This window comes from Bacillus halotolerans, from assembly GCF_001517105.1.
Taxonomy (GTDB): Bacteria; Bacillota; Bacilli; order Bacillales; family Bacillaceae; genus Bacillus; species Bacillus halotolerans.
Genome location: NZ_LPVF01000010.1, coordinates 601,629 through 619,236, shown reverse-complemented (window position 1 = coordinate 619,236; position 17,608 = coordinate 601,629). Strand labels below are relative to the sequence as shown.

14 protein-coding genes and 2 pseudogenes are annotated in these 17,608 nt (G+C 39.9%); 10 read left to right on the top strand and 6 right to left on the bottom strand.

All coding sequences use genetic code 11. From position 1 onward, the window contains the following. Positions 1-189: 189 nt before the first annotated feature. Both AU387_RS13470 and kinA read left to right on the top strand, forming a co-directional pair. Positions 190-2,307 carry a peptidoglycan D,D-transpeptidase FtsI family protein gene (locus AU387_RS13470; protein WP_059292872.1) on the top strand — a complete coding sequence of 706 codons (2,118 nt, stop codon included), beginning with the start codon at positions 190-192 and terminating at the stop codon, positions 2,305-2,307. 162 nt (positions 2,308-2,469) lie between these two features. After that, positions 2,470-4,290, top strand: coding sequence for a sporulation histidine kinase KinA (gene kinA / locus AU387_RS13465; protein ID WP_024121207.1), 1,821 nt, complete (start codon positions 2,470-2,472; stop codon positions 4,288-4,290). Positions 4,291-4,299: 9 nt separating this feature from the next. On the opposite strand, the pseudogene AU387_RS13460 reads toward kinA, so the two are convergent. Both AU387_RS13460 and AU387_RS20645 read right to left on the bottom strand, forming a co-directional pair. Continuing rightward, a pseudogene (locus AU387_RS13460) lies at positions 4,300-5,483 on the bottom strand (aminotransferase A). 201 nt (positions 5,484-5,684) lie between these two features. Beyond that, complete coding sequence (locus AU387_RS20645) at positions 5,685-5,846, bottom strand: hypothetical protein (protein WP_003238943.1); 162 nt, start codon at positions 5,844-5,846, stop codon at positions 5,685-5,687. A gap of 207 nt (positions 5,847-6,053) precedes the next feature. Between AU387_RS20645 and cheV the strand changes: the two genes are divergently transcribed. Then, on the top strand, positions 6,054-6,965 hold the full coding sequence (gene cheV, locus AU387_RS13455) for a chemotaxis protein CheV (RefSeq protein WP_024121210.1): 912 nt from the start codon (positions 6,054-6,056) through the stop codon (positions 6,963-6,965). Between the two features lie 42 nt (positions 6,966-7,007). Here the strand turns inward: cheV and AU387_RS13450 are convergent, their stop codons facing one another. The 4 genes from AU387_RS13450 to AU387_RS13435 form a co-directional block, all read right to left on the bottom strand. Beyond that, entirely contained in the window at positions 7,008-7,472 is a 465-nt protein-coding gene (locus AU387_RS13450) for a YkyB family protein (protein ID WP_024121211.1), read from the bottom strand. Positions 7,473-7,597: 125 nt separating this feature from the next. Then, the gene (locus tag AU387_RS13445) at positions 7,598-8,890 is read right to left on the bottom strand and encodes an MFS transporter (protein WP_059335883.1); all 1,293 of its coding nucleotides are present in this window, start codon (positions 8,888-8,890) and stop codon (positions 7,598-7,600) included. Between the two features lie 75 nt (positions 8,891-8,965). After that, complete coding sequence (locus AU387_RS13440) at positions 8,966-9,460, bottom strand: L,D-transpeptidase family protein (RefSeq protein ID WP_081638296.1); 495 nt, start codon at positions 9,458-9,460, stop codon at positions 8,966-8,968. Positions 9,461-9,517: 57 nt separating this feature from the next. Next, positions 9,518-10,378 (bottom strand): metallophosphoesterase, encoded by an 861-nt coding sequence (locus AU387_RS13435; RefSeq protein ID WP_044156078.1) that lies wholly within the window; start codon positions 10,376-10,378, stop codon positions 9,518-9,520. Between the two features lie 144 nt (positions 10,379-10,522). Here AU387_RS13435 and fadH point away from each other — a divergent pair, with 144 nt between their 5' ends. The 7 genes and pseudogenes from fadH to AU387_RS13405 all read left to right on the top strand — a co-directional run bounded on the left by fadH (position 10,523) and on the right by AU387_RS13405 (position 17,523). Further along, positions 10,523-11,287, top strand: a complete 765-nt coding sequence (fadH, locus tag AU387_RS13430) for a 2,4-dienoyl-CoA reductase (RefSeq protein WP_059335882.1) — start codon at positions 10,523-10,525, stop codon at positions 11,285-11,287. Positions 11,288-11,599: 312 nt separating this feature from the next. Next, a pseudogene (locus AU387_RS13425) lies at positions 11,600-13,323 on the top strand (glycoside hydrolase domain-containing protein); the annotation flags it as partial. Positions 13,324-13,395: 72 nt separating this feature from the next. Then, positions 13,396-13,914 carry a hypothetical protein gene (locus AU387_RS22090; protein WP_227492946.1) on the top strand — a complete coding sequence of 173 codons (519 nt, stop codon included), beginning with the start codon at positions 13,396-13,398 and terminating at the stop codon, positions 13,912-13,914. Between the two features lie 95 nt (positions 13,915-14,009). Beyond that, complete coding sequence (locus AU387_RS13420) at positions 14,010-14,558, top strand: hypothetical protein (protein ID WP_059335881.1); 549 nt, start codon at positions 14,010-14,012, stop codon at positions 14,556-14,558. A 155-nt stretch (positions 14,559-14,713) separates the two neighbouring features. Next, the gene (locus AU387_RS13415) at positions 14,714-15,937 is read left to right on the top strand and encodes an EAL domain-containing protein (protein WP_059335880.1); all 1,224 of its coding nucleotides are present in this window, start codon (positions 14,714-14,716) and stop codon (positions 15,935-15,937) included. Between the two features lie 247 nt (positions 15,938-16,184). Continuing rightward, on the top strand, positions 16,185-17,093 hold the full coding sequence (locus AU387_RS13410) for a manganese catalase family protein (protein ID WP_059335879.1): 909 nt from the start codon (positions 16,185-16,187) through the stop codon (positions 17,091-17,093). A 190-nt stretch (positions 17,094-17,283) separates the two neighbouring features. Then, a complete protein-coding gene (locus AU387_RS13405; protein ID WP_003218671.1) occupies positions 17,284-17,523 on the top strand; it encodes a YkuJ family protein in 240 nt (79 codons plus the stop codon). The last annotated feature ends 85 nt before the right edge of the window (positions 17,524-17,608 follow it).

Sequence of the window (17,608 nt, the reverse complement as noted above, 5' to 3'; positions counted from 1 at the left end):
ACGCGTATGTAGGGACTTTATCTCACAGTTACATAGCTTCCTATTTTTTGAATCGTTAGTTATATTTTAATGTATTTCAATATTGACAACTTTTTTTATCCCTTTTCGCTGTAACAACTATTACAAAGGTGTTACAATTAAAAACAGTATATGTAAATATATTGAATGATTTGAGAGGGGTAACCAGAAGTGACTGAAATAGGACGTGAACCAAAGAAAAAGCGCAAAGGAAACAGAGCAATCAGAATGAATCTGTATTTCCTGGCGGTCTTTGTTCTATTTACTGCATTAATCTTTAAGCTTGGCGTTGTTCAGATTGTCGAAGGCGAACAGCATGAAGAAAACGCTAAGAGAGCTAATGCGAAGACAGCGTATTATCCAGCGCCTCGGGGGAAGATGTATGACAGAAACGAGAAAGTGGCTGTTGAGAACCAGAGCGTGCCGGAAATTGTGTATGTCTCAACATCAAGCACAAAAACAGAGGACAAAATCAAAACAGCTAAACGGCTTGCCGCTTTGATCGATATTGATACCGAATTTTTAAAGGATAGAGATTTACGTGATTACTGGCTCGCTTCTCATCCAAAAAAAGCTCTCGGTCTGTTAAAGGAATCTGAAAGCAATCTGAAGGGGACACAGGCTTACAAGCTTCAAGTTGAACGCGTCCCGGCTGAAGAATTGAAGGCCATCCAGCGGGATGACGAAGAAATGCAAACCGCGGCCATATACACAAGATTTTCAAGCGGGAATGCGTATGAACCTCAGATTGTAAAAGCGATGGACCCAAATGACAGCAACGGCAACGGCAAAAACGGATCATTGCTTGATGAAAAGAAAAACTCCTCGCAAAGACCGAAAAATGATTTAACATATGATGAAATTTCTATTGTGTCTGAGCATTTAGAAGAGCTGCCGGGGATAGATGTCGTAAACGATTGGACACGAAAATACCCTTATGACAAAACACTTTATTCCGTTTTTGGAGGTGTCACAACACCTGATCAAGGGCTGCTCAGCGACCGGAAAGACTTTTATGTTACGAGAGGCTATGCGAGTAATGACAGAGTCGGCAAAAGTTATTTGGAGTATCAATATGAGGACTATTTAAATTCTCATAAAGAAAAAGTGGAATACGTGGAAGACAATAAAGGAAATGTCGTCAGCCAGAAAACAATCGACAAAGGCAGCCGGGGCTATGATCTTCGGCTTTCATTTGACATGGAGCTGCAGGCAAAGGTAGAAAAGATTGTTGAAGAAGAAGTGAGAAATAGCCGCGCGCGCGGAAACTATATGCTTGACCGGGCCTTTGTTGTGATGATGGATCCGAATAACGGCGATATTTTATCGATGGCAGGAAAAAAGATAGATTTAGAAACAAATAAGATTCAAGATTATGCGATCGGTGCTTTTACAACCCAATATGAAATGGGATCAGCTGTTAAGGGTGCAACCGTTCTCGCGGGCTATCAGGATGGGATTCCGCATTATAAATATTTCCATGATGCGCCGATGCATTTAGGAAGGAAGCTCATAAAAAAATCTTACACAAATATGGGAACCATCAATGAATTAACGGCTTTGCAAAAAAGTTCAAACGTATATATGTTTAATGTTGCTATGCATATAGCTGGGGTAACGTATAAGCCGTATGGACCGCTTCCTGCTGATCAGAAGGATCTGCTCAAAATGAGAAATTACTACAGCCAGTTTGGCCTTGGAGTCAAGACTGGTGTTGACCTGCCGCAGGAATCTGCAGGAATGCAAACGACACCTGATGTTGTAGGGGGCTTAATTTTAGACTTGGCCATCGGTCAATATGATACATACACACCGCTTCAGATGGCACAGTACATTTCGGCAATCGCAAATGGCGGGTACCGCATACAGCCTAGAATCGTCACAAGTATCCATAAACCCAGCAGTAAAGAGGAGCTTGGAAAAACAATTGAGCAAAGAAAGCCCAACATCCTGAATAAAATCAATAATACGGAAAGTGATATTCAGCAAGTGAAAACTGGAATGAAATTAGTTACAACTTCGGGGACCGCTAAAAATACTTTTACAGAAGACGTGTCTGGAAAAACGGGAACAGCGGAAACATTTTACTACGGCACAAATCAAAATTGGTGGGGAAAAAGGACATACAATCTAACATTTGTCGGCTATTACCCATCGAAAAATCCAAAAGTTGCATTTAGTGTGGTTGTACCTTCAGTAGCAAACGATCACGATCCGATCAATAAGTTAATCGCCAAAAGAGCCATACACGCTTACGCAGAGCTCGAAAAGAAAAATAGCGAAAAATAAAAAACAGGGTGCACATCTGACAGATTGTGTGCCCTTTCTTTTCCTCAAAAATTAGAGATCACTATAAGAATAGAAGGAGAATACTCATTTTCTAGCGAATCATACTAGGTAAAAGTCAATCTGTAAATGTCGAACATGATAATCATGCAAAGGAGGGATTCTGTGGAACAGGATACGCAGTATGTTAAGCCATTTCAAACGAAAACCGATATTCATGCAGTCTTGGCTTCTAATGGACGCATTATTTATATATCAGCCAACTCCAAACTGTATCTGGGTTATCTTCAGGGAGAAATGATCGGATCATTCCTCAAGACATTTCTGCATGAGGAAGACCAATTTTTAGTTGAAAGCTATTTTTATAATGAACATCATCTGATGCCGTGCACCTTTCGTTTCATTAAAAAAGATCATACGATTGTATGGGTGGAGGCTGCAGTAGAAATTGTGACGACGAGAGCTGAGCGGACGGAACGGGAAATCATTTTGAAAATGAAGATTCTCGAAGAAGAGTCCGGGCATCAGCCTCTTACCTGCGAAAAACATGAAATTGAGCCTGCGAACCCGGAATCAACTACATATATAACGGATGATTATGAGCGGCTAGTTGAAAATCTTCCAAGCCCGCTATGCATCAGTGTCAGCGGCAAAATCGTCTATGTAAACAGCGCGATGCTTTCCATGCTGGGAGCAAAAAGCAAGGATGCTGTTATTGGCAAATGGTCCTATGAATTTATTGAGGAAGAGTATCATGATATCGTGAAAAACAGAATTATACGAATGCAAAAAGGAATGGAAGTCGGAATGATTGAACAGACGTGGAAAAGGCTTGATGGCACACCTGTTCATTTAGAAGTGAAAGCGTCCCCGACCGTCTACAAAAACCAGCAGGCTGAACTGCTTCTGCTAATCGATATCTCTTCAAGGAAAAAATTCCAAACCATCCTGCAAAAAAGCCGTGAACGATATCAGCTGCTGATTCAAAATTCAATCGATACTATTGCTGTGATTCATAATGGGAAATGGGTGTTTATGAATGAGTCGGGAATTTCGCTGTTTGAAGCGGCGACCTATGAGGATTTAATCGGCAAAAATATATACGATCAGCTCCACCCTTGCGATCATGAGGACGTGAAAGAGAGAATCCAAAACATTGCCGAGCAAAAAACAGAATCGGAAATCGTTAAGCAATCATGGTTTACCTTTCAGAACAGGGTCATCTACACGGAAATGGTCTGCATTCCGACGACCTTTTTCGGTGAAGCGGCTGTCCAAGTCATTCTGCGTGATATTTCTGAGAGAAAACAAACAGAGGAACTCATGCTTAAATCAGAAAAATTATCTATCGCAGGACAGCTCGCAGCGGGAATCGCGCATGAGATTCGCAATCCGCTTACCGCGATTAAAGGGTTTTTACAGCTGATGAAACCGACGATGGAAGGAAATGAACATTATTTTGACATTGTATTCTCTGAGCTCAGCCGAATTGAATTAATACTCAGTGAACTGCTGATGCTGGCAAAGCCCCAGCAGAATGCCGTGAAAGAGCATTTGAACTTGAAAAAACTAATCGGTGAAGTCTCTGCGCTGCTGGAAACCCAGGCGAATTTAAACGGGATTTTCATCAGAACCCGTTATGAGAAAGACAGCATTTATATAAACGGGGACCAAAATCAGCTGAAGCAGGTATTCATTAATTTAATAAAAAATGCAGTAGAATCTATGCCTGACGGAGGCACTGTAGACATTATCGTAACAGAGGATAAGCATTCTGTTCATGTTACCGTCAAGGACGAAGGGGAGGGCATACCTGAAAAGGTGCTCAACCGTATTGGAGAACCATTTTTAACGACAAAAGAAAAGGGAACAGGGCTCGGGCTGATGGTAACATTTAATATCATTGAGAATCATCAAGGCGTTATCCATGTAGACAGCCAGCCGGATAAAGGCACAGCGTTTAAAATCTCATTTCCAAAAAAATAAAACAACGGCTTAAACGCCGTTGTTTATATCGTCTGCATCGATTCCCTTTTCTTTAGTACAAATAATTCTAAACGATCTAATCCTTCTCTTAATGTGTCCAGCGAGTATGCAAAAGACAGCCTTACATATCCTTCACCAAACGCTGAGAACGAGCTGCCGGGCACAAGCGCCACACCAGCATCCTCCAAAAGAGCCATACTAAAGTCAAACGAAGACATCCCAAAGGATTTAATAGAAGGAAAAATATAAAATGCGCCAGACGGTTTTACGACATCAAGCCCCATCGACACGAGGCGGTCATACACATAATCCAGCCGTTTTTTGTACTGCTCTCTCATGATCAGAGCGTCGTCAAATCCGTTAGTCACAGCTTCAAGCGCTGCCTTCTGAGAAATAGAGGACGCACATGACACATTGTATTGATGAACCTTTAAAATGTGTTTTGCTATGTCTTTCGGAGCGAATAAAAATCCGATTCTCCATCCCGTCATGCTGTGGGACTTTGACAAGCCGTTAATGACAATGGTTTGATCCCGCAAATGTGTTGCAATCGAATGGTGCGGTCTGTCATATGTTAATTCGCTGTATATTTCGTCTGACAATACGAAGACATTTCTGCCTTTTAATAGAGCCGCGATGCTTTTCAGCTCTTCTTCAGATAATGTCACACCGGTAGGGTTTGACGGATAAGGAAGCACGACACACTTGGTATTGGGAGTCAGAGCTTCTTCGATCAGCCGGGCTGTGAGTTTAAACCCGTGAGACGTCGTGTCAACAATGACAGGCTTGGCACCGCATAAATTGATAATTGGTTCATAACCCGGGTATATCGGACCTGGCATAATGACTTCATCGCCGGGAGACAGAATGGTGCGGAAAGCTGCATCAATGGCTTGGCTTGCTCCTGTTGTGATCATTATTTCACTTTCAGCTTCATAGTTGAAGTCTGCTTTTTTCTTCATATAAAGCTGAACAGCTTGTCTCAATTCCAGGTAGCCGGCATTTGGAGTGTATGACGTAACGTTGTCATCAATGGCTTTTTTTGCGGCAGCTTTCACATGATGCGGCGTGAAAAAATCAGGCTGGCCGATCGTAAGTGAAATGACATTTTCGTGTTGAGATACAAGATTTGAGAATTTGCGTATTCCTGAAATTTCAATCTCTCTGGCTTTCGGATTCAGCAAATGTTCCATAATTCATCACCTTAATATATATAATGAGTTTCTCCTATTTTACCACTAGCTGGCCATTTGTCACCTTTTTAACCGATATATTTCGATTGTATGCGCCTATTTACTAAACATACCTTCCTTCTCAGAAAAAAAGAAGACAACCAGCGATTTGATTGTCTTTATTGTATCATGTTCTATTATTGTTTATATGTGCCAATTTCATCAATAACCATAGTCAAAATGAAGGTCTTCGTGCCAAATCATGTACGGGGGATGCTCTTCTTGAAGATCAGCAGATTCTTTCTTCATATGAAGATAAGTCTCTTCACTGATATCCTCTAAAACAGTCATTTCATTTTCTTTAAATATTACTAAAGTACCCATTATTTACACCCTTCTTTGGAAAAATCCTTGACTATTTTATCACTGTCAGTTGGAAAGTCAATGGTCATTAGGAAAAAAGTTTCTTTTTTTAAGGTTATCAGCATAACTGTCGCCAGAATAGGATTTTGAAGAGCCTCACCATTCATTTTTTATAATTTTCGCCGATATATACAGTACAATACTGAATGCGAATAGCGAGGGATTGAATTGTCGTTACAACAATACGAAATTTTATTGGATTCTGGTACAAATGAATTAGAAATTGTGAAGTTTGGCGTTGGTGGCAATGCTTTCGGCATTAACGTCATGAAAGTGAGAGAGATTATTCAGCCTGTCGAGGTCACATCAGTGCCTCACTCCCACCAGCATGTAGAAGGAATGATTAAACTAAGAGGAGAAATTCTCCCAGTCATCAGCCTGTTTTCCTTTTTCGGGGTGGAGCCTGAGGGATCAAAAGACGAGAAGTATATCGTAACTGAATTTAATAAGCGAAAAATTGTTTTCCATGTCGGGTCTGTTTCTCAAATTCACAGGGTTTCATGGGAAGCGATTGAAAAACCGACTTCCTTAAATCAAGGAATGGAGCGGCATCTCACAGGCATAATCAAACTGGAAGAAACGATGATCTTTTTGCCTGATTATGAAAAAATCATCTATGATATCGAATCAGACTCAGGTGTTGATACGTACAATATGCATACCGAGGGCTTTGATGAAAGAAGAACTGATAAAAAGCTTATCATTGTAGAAGACTCACCGCTTCTGATGCGCCTTTTAAAAGATGAATTAACCGAAGCTGGATACAACAATATTACAGCGTTTGAGAATGGAAAAGACGCATATGACTATATCATGAACCTTACCGAAAGCGGCAATGATTTAACAGAACAAATCGATATGATCATCAGTGATATTGAAATGCCGAAAATGGACGGACACAGGCTGACAAAGCTGCTTAAAGACAATCCGAAGAGTTCTGATGTGCCGATTATGATTTTCTCATCATTAATTACAGATGATTTGCGTCACCGGGGAGAAGTGGTCGGCGCCGATGAGCAAATCAGCAAGCCGGAAATCAGCGATCTGATTAAAAAAGTGGATACGTATGTGATCGATTAATAAAAAAAAGCCGGATGCCATAAGTGGCATCGGCTTTTTTTATTAAAAATAACTCTCGCCGAGTTTCTTAAAGACAGGCTTATGATAAGCGGGCTGCTGGCGATTCGTCACAAGCGGCTTTTCTTTCATGCCGACGTATTTTTGCAATAGGTGTTTTGCTTTTGTTAAAGACATTTGAGCTTTTGGATTTCGGTACGACTGATTAAGTGTACCTAAATGCGGAAGATGTTCGAAGTCTTCTTTAGTTGGAGGCATGTGAAAATAGTAGTCTCCGATTGAGATAAGCACGTCCGATTGCTGTTGGCTGAACCTTGGATTTTTTGAAAAATGAAGCCCTATTTTCTTTCCTTTACCTTCTTTGACAAGCTTTTGCAAAGCCCGTTTTTTCAGCAGATATAGGTATTTAGGGTTGGGGGCGGTTTTTGCATGGCGGTTCACAGTGTAAACTGCTTTTGAAAGATTTTCTACGGTTGGCTGCAGATCTTTCGAGTATGCATGGTCGTCCATTATTTCTCTCCTTTGCTCTTATCAAATTTCTTATGATTAGATTATACTTTTTTAAGGTTGAAATGCAAATATTGAATGCAAAAATGCGCTTTTTCTATGGGGAAAAAGCGCATTTTTAACTTATATTATACAGATTTTGCTTTCTTTTTCGGCTGAGCCTGAAATGTTTCCTGTACATTCACTTCTACAGCCTGCGCACTGTATTTTGGCAGTGCGACAAAATAGAAAATGAAAACAGCTAAAATGAAAACGCCCATGCCGTAATACAGATAATCGATGTTTGATACAAACTTAGGGAATAACAGCGCCACTAAGCCAAGTGTCAAAGACTGCGCAAACATCATAAAAGGATCTTGCCAGCCGCTTACACGTCCCATCAGCTTCGGATGGACAATCTTAGGCATCCATCCCCCAATGGCGATGTTTACCGGACCGATGCACATCCCCAGTACAAAAGTAGTTGCATAGTACACCCATAAAACTTTGGTGTAGCCAAGGACAAAAATCAGCAAGCCCGCAATTAAAATCGGCACCGACATTAAAAAGTGAGGCTTCACTTTTTTAGAGATTAACGTGCCGATCACACTTCCTGCCAAAAGACCAAACCCGATTGCGATCGTAAATACGGATGTATGCCATTCATAACGGTCGGGGGCCAGTCCATACTTCATTGTAAACATTGGCAATACAGCAAATCCTCCGTTCACAAAACCAAAAACAAAGAAACCGAAAATAAGAGAGGCCAGCAGCTTGTTTTTTAAAATGTAGACAATGCCTTCCTTAAAATCGTTTATCGAATCCTTGACGGAAGCTTGTCTCCAGTTAAATGTGCCGTTCGGCTGTCTGGCTTCTTTCGGAATCCGGCAGGTGCGGATAAGCATGCCGGAAATAATAAAGCTGACAAAATCAAGAATAATCGCTCCATGAATTCCGATTGTGTTATACATAAAAGCACCGATTCCAACGCCAAATACCATAAAGATACTAAAAAGCATCTGATTAAGCCCGGCCGCTTTCGCATAATGCTCCTTCGGCAGGATGGCTTGTACTAAACTGTTTTCTGCAGGAAAGAAAAACTTGGTTACAGCGCTTCTGACAAACAAAATACAGAAAACAAGAGGAATATTGCCGGTAAATAAAGTGAAAAAAAGTACGACAGTCAGGGCGGCTCTGATCCAATCACAGTTTTCCGCGACTTTTTTTCTGTCAAACCGGTCCGCAACAACTCCCACAAGCAAAAACACAAATACTGTAGGAAGGGAATACATCAGTTCAGCCAAGGTTGTGTAAGAAGGCTGGCTGCTGAAGCGGTCCAGCAAGAAAAAAGCAAATGCCATGTTGCCTACTGTCGTGCCCATTTGAGAAGCGAGTGCTGCGAAAAATAGACGAACAAAATTACGATTTTTAAATATATCCATAAAAACGCTCCTTACCCTAAAGGTCCCACTTTATCATATTATAAACCGCCTGTTTTTGAAACAAATAAGAAAACATTACCGGTTAATCATGACTCTTGTTCCGTTTGGCACAATTGAAGCGAGTTCTAGAACATCTTTGTTATGCATGCGGATACAGCCTTTAGACACAGCCTTGCCAATCGAAGCGGGATTATTCGTTCCGTGTATTCCATAGTGCTGCCTTGAAAGGCTCAGCCAATAAGCACCAAATGGGCCGCCGGGATTGCGTTGGCGGTTAATAATGTAGAACTCGCCAGTTGGTGTTTGTGTCAGTATTTTACCGACGGCGATCGGATAAGTTTTTATTACCTGATTATTTTGGTACAAAGTAAGGGTTTTAGCCCCAATAGAGACTGCAATATGATATGGGATCGTATTTGGGTCTGGCAGACCGGGGATGACAATGCGCTGTCCGGCGATAACTCCTGATTGCAGCGATGGGTTGGCTTGGATCAAAGCAGCAGTGCTGATTCTGAAATCGGCCGCGATGCTGGTGAGTGTATCGCCTTGTTTAATCTGGTACGTAAGCAGTTTCCTCATCCTCCCTTTTTTATTTATAAGTATTGATGAGGAACCCATTCTGCTACATTAAGTTGTGCTTTTTAATGTAAAGACTGTGATTTCAGGTTTAGCCAGAAATCGCAAAGGCAGTCTCGTCATCCCGAGGCCGCGGTTCACATAAATATGAGTGTCGCCTGTTTGGTACATTCCTTCGGTATAGACTTTTCCGTACGGAGGCGTAATAAGCGGTCCGTAGAAGGGCAGCTGGATCTGCCCGCCGTGTGTGTGTCCGGATAGCTGCAGATTGACAGGATATGTTTTTGTATTCAAGGCAGCATCAGGCTCATGGACGAGCAAAATGGAAAAAAGCCTTTCGCTTAGTTTCGATAGGGTGCCTTCATAATCGGGCTTGCCGAGCATTAAATCATCGAGCGCAGCGATCTCAATTTCGCTGCCGTCTGTGAGCGTCAATTTTTGATAGGCGTTGCGGAATACCGTAAAACCTCCTGATGACATCAGGCTTTTATAAGCATCGGTTCCATAGCCGCCGTGATCATGATTGCCGTAAACACAAAACTTGCCGAAGGGTGCTTGCAGCTTTCTCAAAAAAGGAATCACTGCCTGATAATGTTGATACGTATCAGGGTTATCGATAATATCCCCGGTAAAAACAATTAAATCAGGCTTAGTTTCATTGATCGTCAGGATGACAGTTCTAAAGTCTTCAAGCGTAAAATAATCGCTTAAATGTGTATCACTGAACTGCACGATTTTAAAACCGTCAAATCCATGGGGAATGAGAGAGCTTTTAATCGTGTGTTTAGTAGTCTCAATCATATGCGGTTCCAGATAGCGGGCATAGCCATATCCCCCGCTGGCCGTTAAAACCCCGGCCGCAAAAACGCCGAGCGTTCCTTTTAAAAATTGTCTTCTGGATATCTTTTTCATTTCAAACCAACCTTTAGTAGAGTTTTTCTATTATATCACCTGTAACTTGAAAAAATCTCATCTTAGCATGTACTGACAGAAGCTTGCGTATAATGGTAGAATAATATTGAATGAATACTCATTCATAACAGGAGGGATCATACAATGGAAAAAAAGGTTGTTATTATTACCGGCGGGTCAAGCGGCATGGGAAAAGCAATGGCAAAAAAACAGGCCGAATTGGGCTGGAATGTCATGATAACAGGGCGGAACCATGAAGCACTTGAAGAAACAAAAAAAGAAATTGAAACCTTTGAGGGCCAAGTTGCCTGTTTTCAAATGGATGTCCGTTCTGATTCTGGGGCAGCACAAATGGTTGCAGAAGCGTTACATGTGTTTGGGCGTCTTGATGCACTTATTAATAATGCGGCCGGCAATTTTATTTGCCCGGCAGAAAAGCTCACGCCCAATGGATGGAAAGCGGTAATTGAGATTGTATTAAATGGCACGTTTTTTTGCAGCCAAGCCGCAGCCAGGCACTGGATTGAGCATCAGCAGAGGGGTGTTATTCTAAATATGGCCGCCACATATGCGTGGGGAGCGGGAGCGGGGGTTGTTCATTCCGCTGCGGCAAAAGCTGGCGTATTGTCGCTCACTAGAACTCTCGCCGTAGAGTGGGGCAGTCAATACGGAATCCGTACAAACGCGATTGCACCCGGTCCAATTGAACGAACAGGCGGTGCAGAGAAGCTTTTTGAATCAGAAAAAGCGATGTCACGAACGATGAACAGTGTGCCGCTCGGCCGGCTCGGCACACCCGAGGAAATCGCCGCCTTGGCCGCGTTTATGCTTTCTGATGAAGCGTCCTATATGAATGGGGAATGTGTCACTCTGGATGGGGGGCAATGGCTGAATCCTTATCCGTTTTAATTTCACAATAATACTTATCAGTAAATATTGAAATTATTAAGTGAAATTTTTTTGTTTAAAAGTTTAACCTCCAAAATTAACCTTCTTCCTATCCAATTAAATCAATTAAGATAACACATTAAGCTCTAATTGTTTAAGAGGAATTGGTGTCATACGTAAGCCACCTAATATATGAAAGTTATATTTCAAAAGGGGAGGCGAAGTATGAAGAACTTAGATTAAAACATTCATATAATTACCTCTCTAACTAAAAAGAGGAATTATAGGAATGAATTAATTAGGGTTATATTATTATGGAAGGAAGATTAAATAATGGACGAAATGGTATTGTTAACTCAGGAATGGCTCAATGAAACGTACAAGGGGAAAAGTGGCTATAATCCTATTGAGGAAAATGGGAAAACTGGCTGGGAAACAATGTATGCATTAACTAGAGCATTACAACTAGAATTGGGAATTATACAGACTTCCGACAGCTTTGGTCCTACAACTTTGAGAAAGCTTGAAGAATTAGGCCCAATTTCTATGTCATCTAATTCAAAAAAAATATTGTGAAAATTGTTCAAGGTGCCCTATATTGTAAAGGTTATGGTCCAGGTGGATTAACGGGTACATTTGGACAGGGAACGAAAGGCGCGATAGCAGAAATGCAAATGAATATGGGTCTTTCTAAAGCAGACGGTGTAGTAACGCCTAAAGTGTTTAAGGCTTTATTGAACATGGACTCTTATATCCTTTTAAGTGGAGCATCAGAGAAAGTTCGTTCAATACAGCAATGGCTAAATAATAAATTTAACCATAGAGAGAATTTCTATTTAATGCCCTGTGATGGTCAGTATTCAAGGGATACTCAAAAGTCTCTTGTTTATGCAATACAGTACGAGGAAGGATTAGATGATAGTATAGCTAATGGGAATTTTGGACCAACTACACAAAGATTGATTCCTGTATTGGGGATTGGATCCAAAGATGAAAAAAATAGTTTTGTTCATTTATTTCAAGCTGCTCTAATTTTTAATGGGTACAATGTTCCTTTTGATGGAATATACTCTGAATCCGTAAGATCAAAAGTAATGGATTTTCAATCTTTTGTAAAATTGAAACAGAGTGGTATCGCTGACTTTCAAACATGGTCTTCGCTTTTAGTAAGTACTGGGGATCCCAATCGAAAAGGAGTTGCTTGTGACTCAATTACTCAAATCACATCGGACAGAGCGGAGTCCCTTAAGAGAGCAGGTTATAAGATTGTGGGCCGATATCTCACAAATGCGCCGGGGAGTACTCTAAATAAAAAAATACAACCAGGTGAATTAGAAACAATCTTAAAATCAGGTTTAAATGTTTTTCCGATTTATCAAACCTATGGGGGAGAAGCAACTTATTTTAATAAAGAACAAGGAAAAAAAGATGCGCTTGCAGCTTATAAGGCAGCAAAAGAATATAGGTTTAAAAATAACACTGTAATATATTTTGCAGTAGATTATGATGCTTATGGTAACGATTTAAACAACAATATTATTCCACACTTCGAAGGTATTAATGAAATAATGAATGGTTTTTTGGGTTCGACTTACAAAATTGGCATTTATGCACCTAGAAATGTATGTACTTCAGTTTCTAAAAAAGGTTTAGCATTTGCAAGTTTTGTAAGTGGTATGTCTACCGGTTTTAGTGGAAACTTAGGATACTCCCTGCCTTACAATTGGGCGTTTGACCAAATTTCAACAATTACTGTTGGAAGTGGTTCTGGAATGATACAAATTGATAATGATATTTGTTCAGGTTTGGATAATGGAGTTAATACCATAAATGAAGTCTCTTCAGAGAATAAAAAGTTTTTTGACCAAATTGATGTTTTATACGAAACAGCTGAAAAATATGCCCAAATGCAAAGCGATTTAAATAACGGAGTAGAAAAAACACAATTAGCTAATGAGTTGGTTGCCCAGTATTTAAGAAAGGATAACTATAAAGGGTGGAAGTGGGTTCCTACTGCAGGCCAGATTGATCCTATTTATCGTGAATGGGCTGATAAAGCGCTAGGGGAAGATTTAGTAAATGGAATTGTTGATCCTAAATCCAAAACTGTCATAGGAACACAGCATCTTATGGCAACTTATAATGCCATTATTTATAGTGGTGGTTACTCTCAAACTTTACGAGATTTTGCTGGTTGGACTGGAGATCTATTAACAACAATACAAGACATGAAATTACATGCTCAAGAATTTAATTCGCCTTATGATGCGGCTACAAAGATAATAGGTAATATGTATCAATTTAGCTTAGATGATTTATTTAGTGATGTAGATGCAATTAATCTGGCGAATAAGACATCAGTTGGTGCTAATGCTCAACCTCTGAATATCGTAATCAGAGATTACTATAGTAATAATGAGTTTATGAATAGGTTCACTCAATTTGTAAATAATAGATTTGATGGTTCATTAGACAAAATTTTCTCTGAGGCAGAGTATTATTTAAATACAAATCTTGATCCAGTTGTTGTTCCGATTAGGTTAGCCTTTAAAAAAGCTTTTGATGTTGAGGATTATAGTGAAGAGATTGGAAAAATAACAGCACAAGCATTTAGAGATGTTATTAAGAAAAAAATGAGATCTGAATAAACTGCAAAACAAGCGAACGTTAATGCTGGTCGTTCGCTTGTTTTATTTTCTATTCAAATTTATGATATAATTTTTAAAGATTAAGGGGTGTTAACTTGAAGAAATTGTTAAAAATGTCAGTTTTATTATTTTTAAGCAGTTTAGTTATTATCTTTAATATTTGGTACTTTATTATATGTGCTTTTACTCCAGAATATTATCAAAATACAAATCTTACATCTGATGAAAAAATAAGATTTGAAAAACTTTACCACATAGATTTTCCTGATGAAACGAAATTTATTAAAGCTAGAGAGTATTTGGCTGGGCCCGGAGGCGATACGTCTGCTGTATTATATGTGTCTCTGCCAACCAAACGGGTAGACAAAATTTTATCTGATTACACGTATATGAAAATAAACTATACTGACAATGTCGGTTCAATGTATGGAGTTGATGTTTCAAAGAGTGTTGGTGGTTCAACAACTCTTACATTTGGCACATACGATAAAAAAGGAACTTTCTTTAATTTGAAACATGATAATGATTGGATGTTTAAAGGCACTGATTGGAATCATTACTTTTGGACAGCTGCTAGTATTAATGCTCTTATTTATGTATTTGTCTTGGTTATTGGGAAACAAATGAATAAAATCCTTAATTAATTAGTCTGTAGATTTATAATCCCAAATAATTTTATCCTCTTCTTTTTTTAAGACACTCCCATACAACTCACTTTTCCGCTATGTTTTGTTAAAAATTTGTGGTGTAGATATAATTGTGTGTATAATCAGACAAAGATAGAGAAGCAGGTGATAACATGTTGGATCCACTTGATATTTTAACGAACATTGATGATGTCCTCCCATATTACCAGGCGATTTTCAGTGCCGAGGAGCAGAAAATCGTCGGATATGAGGTGCTGGGACGTATATTGGCAGATTCAGAAATTCAAAGTCTCGGACCCTTTTTTTTAGATGCGGGGATACCCGAAGAATATAAGTTAGAGGTTGATAACAGAATTATCCGCCAGGCTCTTGACCGCTTTTTAGAAGCGGATTCTGATCTGCTGATTTTTATGAATCAGGATGCCAATCTTTTAATGCTTGATCACGGCGAAAGCTTTCTTGAGCTTCTGAAAGAATATGAAGCGAGAGGGATCGAACTTCATCGTTTCGTGCTTGAAATTACAGAGCACAATTTTGAAGGGGATATTGAGCAGCTTTACCATATGCTTGCCTACTATCGTACATACGGAATCAAAATTGCAGTTGATAATATCGGAAAAGAAAGCAGCAATCTGGACAGAATTGCGCTGCTATCGCCAGATTTGTTAAAAATCGATTTACAGGCGCTGAGAATCTCACAGCCATCTCCGTCTTATGAGCATGTGCTGTACAGCATTTCATTATTAGCAAGAAAAATCGGTGCGGCGCTGCTTTACGAAGATATTGAGGCGAATTTTCAGCTTCAATACGCATGGAGAAATGGCGGCCGCTATTTTCAGGGCTATTATTTGGTGTCCCCGTCAGAAACGTTTTTAGAGAGAGATGTATTGAAGCGAAGACTTAAGACTGAATTTCACCAATTTATCACACATGAGAAAAAGAAACTAGAAACCGTCTATGAGCACTCTGAACAGTTTTACAAACGGGTGCACCAAGCTGTTACATCATTGCGAAAAAACAGCCAGTCTCCGGATGATGATTTTATTAAAAAGCTGGCGGAAGAGCTGACGGATTGCAGCTTTAGAATTTATATCTGTGATGAAGAAGGCGATCAGCTGACTGGAAATGTTTTTAAACAAGACGGAGAATGGATTTACCAGCCGGAGTATACGGAGAAGAACTGGAGCTGGCGTCCTTATTTTCTGGAGAACATCATGAGAATGAGAAACCTCAGAAAAGGGTTTTTCAGTGATTTGTACAGCGATTTGGAAACAGGCGAAATGATCAGAACGTTTTCATATCCGATGGATGATCAAATATATTTGTTTATAGACCTGCCGTATTCTTATTTATATGAGCAGGATGGATTGATTTAAACGGCTGAAGAGCCGTTTTTTTTATGAATTGAAAAAAATATCAAAAAACGATTGACATTGATACTGAGAATCATTATCATTTAATTATAGAGAGAAGCTACTCTCTGTTCCCCAACCCCTCTATCAGATCAAGATCCGAAAAGCTTGGCGCTACCCCCGCCAAGTTTTTTATTTGTCAACGCATAAGACAATCCATAGAAACAATAAACCTTATTAGTGGTAAACAACGGCACTAGGAGGTACAAACATGTTCAAAAGGAGCAACAGGCTGCTTATTGACCTTCCAACCCCAGAACATCCTGACCCAAATGCGGCAGCGGCGGTTCAAGAGCTGTTAGGCGGCAAATTTGGTGAAATGTCCACTCTCAATAATTATATGTTCCAGTCCTTTAACTTTCGCAGCAAGAAAAAATTAAAACCGTTTTACGATCTTGTATCAAGCATTACCGCTGAAGAATTCGGCCATGTGGAGCTTGTGTCTAATACGATATCTTTAATGCTGACAGGTTCGACATTTAAAGGTGATCCCGACGTTTCACCGATGAGAGATGCAAAAAATAAACGAAATTCCCAGCATTTTATTGAAACGGCTCAAACGTCTTATCCGTTTGATTCGATGGGGAAAGCCTGGACCGGTGAAAATGTGTTTAACAGCGGAAATCTGGTGCTGGATTTGCTCCATAACTTTTTCCTGGAATGCGGCGCCCGAACTCACAAAATGAGAGTGTATGAAATGACTGATCATCCGGTGGCCAGAGAAATGATCGGTTATTTGCTCGTGCGCGGCGGCGTTCATATCGCGGCGTATGCCAAAGCGCTTGAGATTGCGACTGGCGTAAATATCGGCAAAATGCTTCCGATCCCGAACCATGATAATAAACATTTTGATACAGCCAGAAAATTCGAAGAGCAGGGAATTCATACGAAGCTGTATACATTCAGTGATACGGATTACAAGGATATCAATAAAATCTGGAAAGGTGAGCATCCGATAGACGGCAGTGAGCTTCATGTCATTGAGGGAAGCCCTAAGGGAGCGCCCGTTCCTGATTTCAGAGAAGTGCCGGAGGAATTTGCTCCCGGGATTTCAAAAGAGGATTTTGACGAAATTGCAAAAAGGCTGTTGGATTCTGCCGGAATATCAAAAAAATCATAATTGTGTGTATGACATTCCAAAAAAAGCCTCAAACTACGTAAAAATAGTTTTTTCACTTTTTTTCTTTTCTTAAATTCAGCAGGGAAAATGCCATCCTGTCCGACTTTATGGTATGATGCTCAATAGAACTTGTATTATAATAAATACTTGTTGATTTGAAGTTGTTTTTTGAAAGGAGTCTTTTTTTAGAATGTCACAATTAATGGGTATCATCACACGGCTGCAAAGTCTGCAAGAAACGGCGGAAGCGGCTAACGAGCCAATGCAGCGCTACTTCGAAGTAAATGGTGAGAAAATATGCAGTGTTAAATATTTCGAAAAAAATCAAACGTTTGAACTGACGGTTTTCCAAAAAGGTGAAAAGCCGAACACATATCCGTTTGATAATATCGACATGGTTTCAATCGAAATCTTTGAACTTCTGCAGTAAGACTCTTGATATAGGGGAAACAAGCTTTCGCTTTGCAGCATGTAATCGAAATAAACGGTAAGGAACATACTTGTTTCATGGTTGT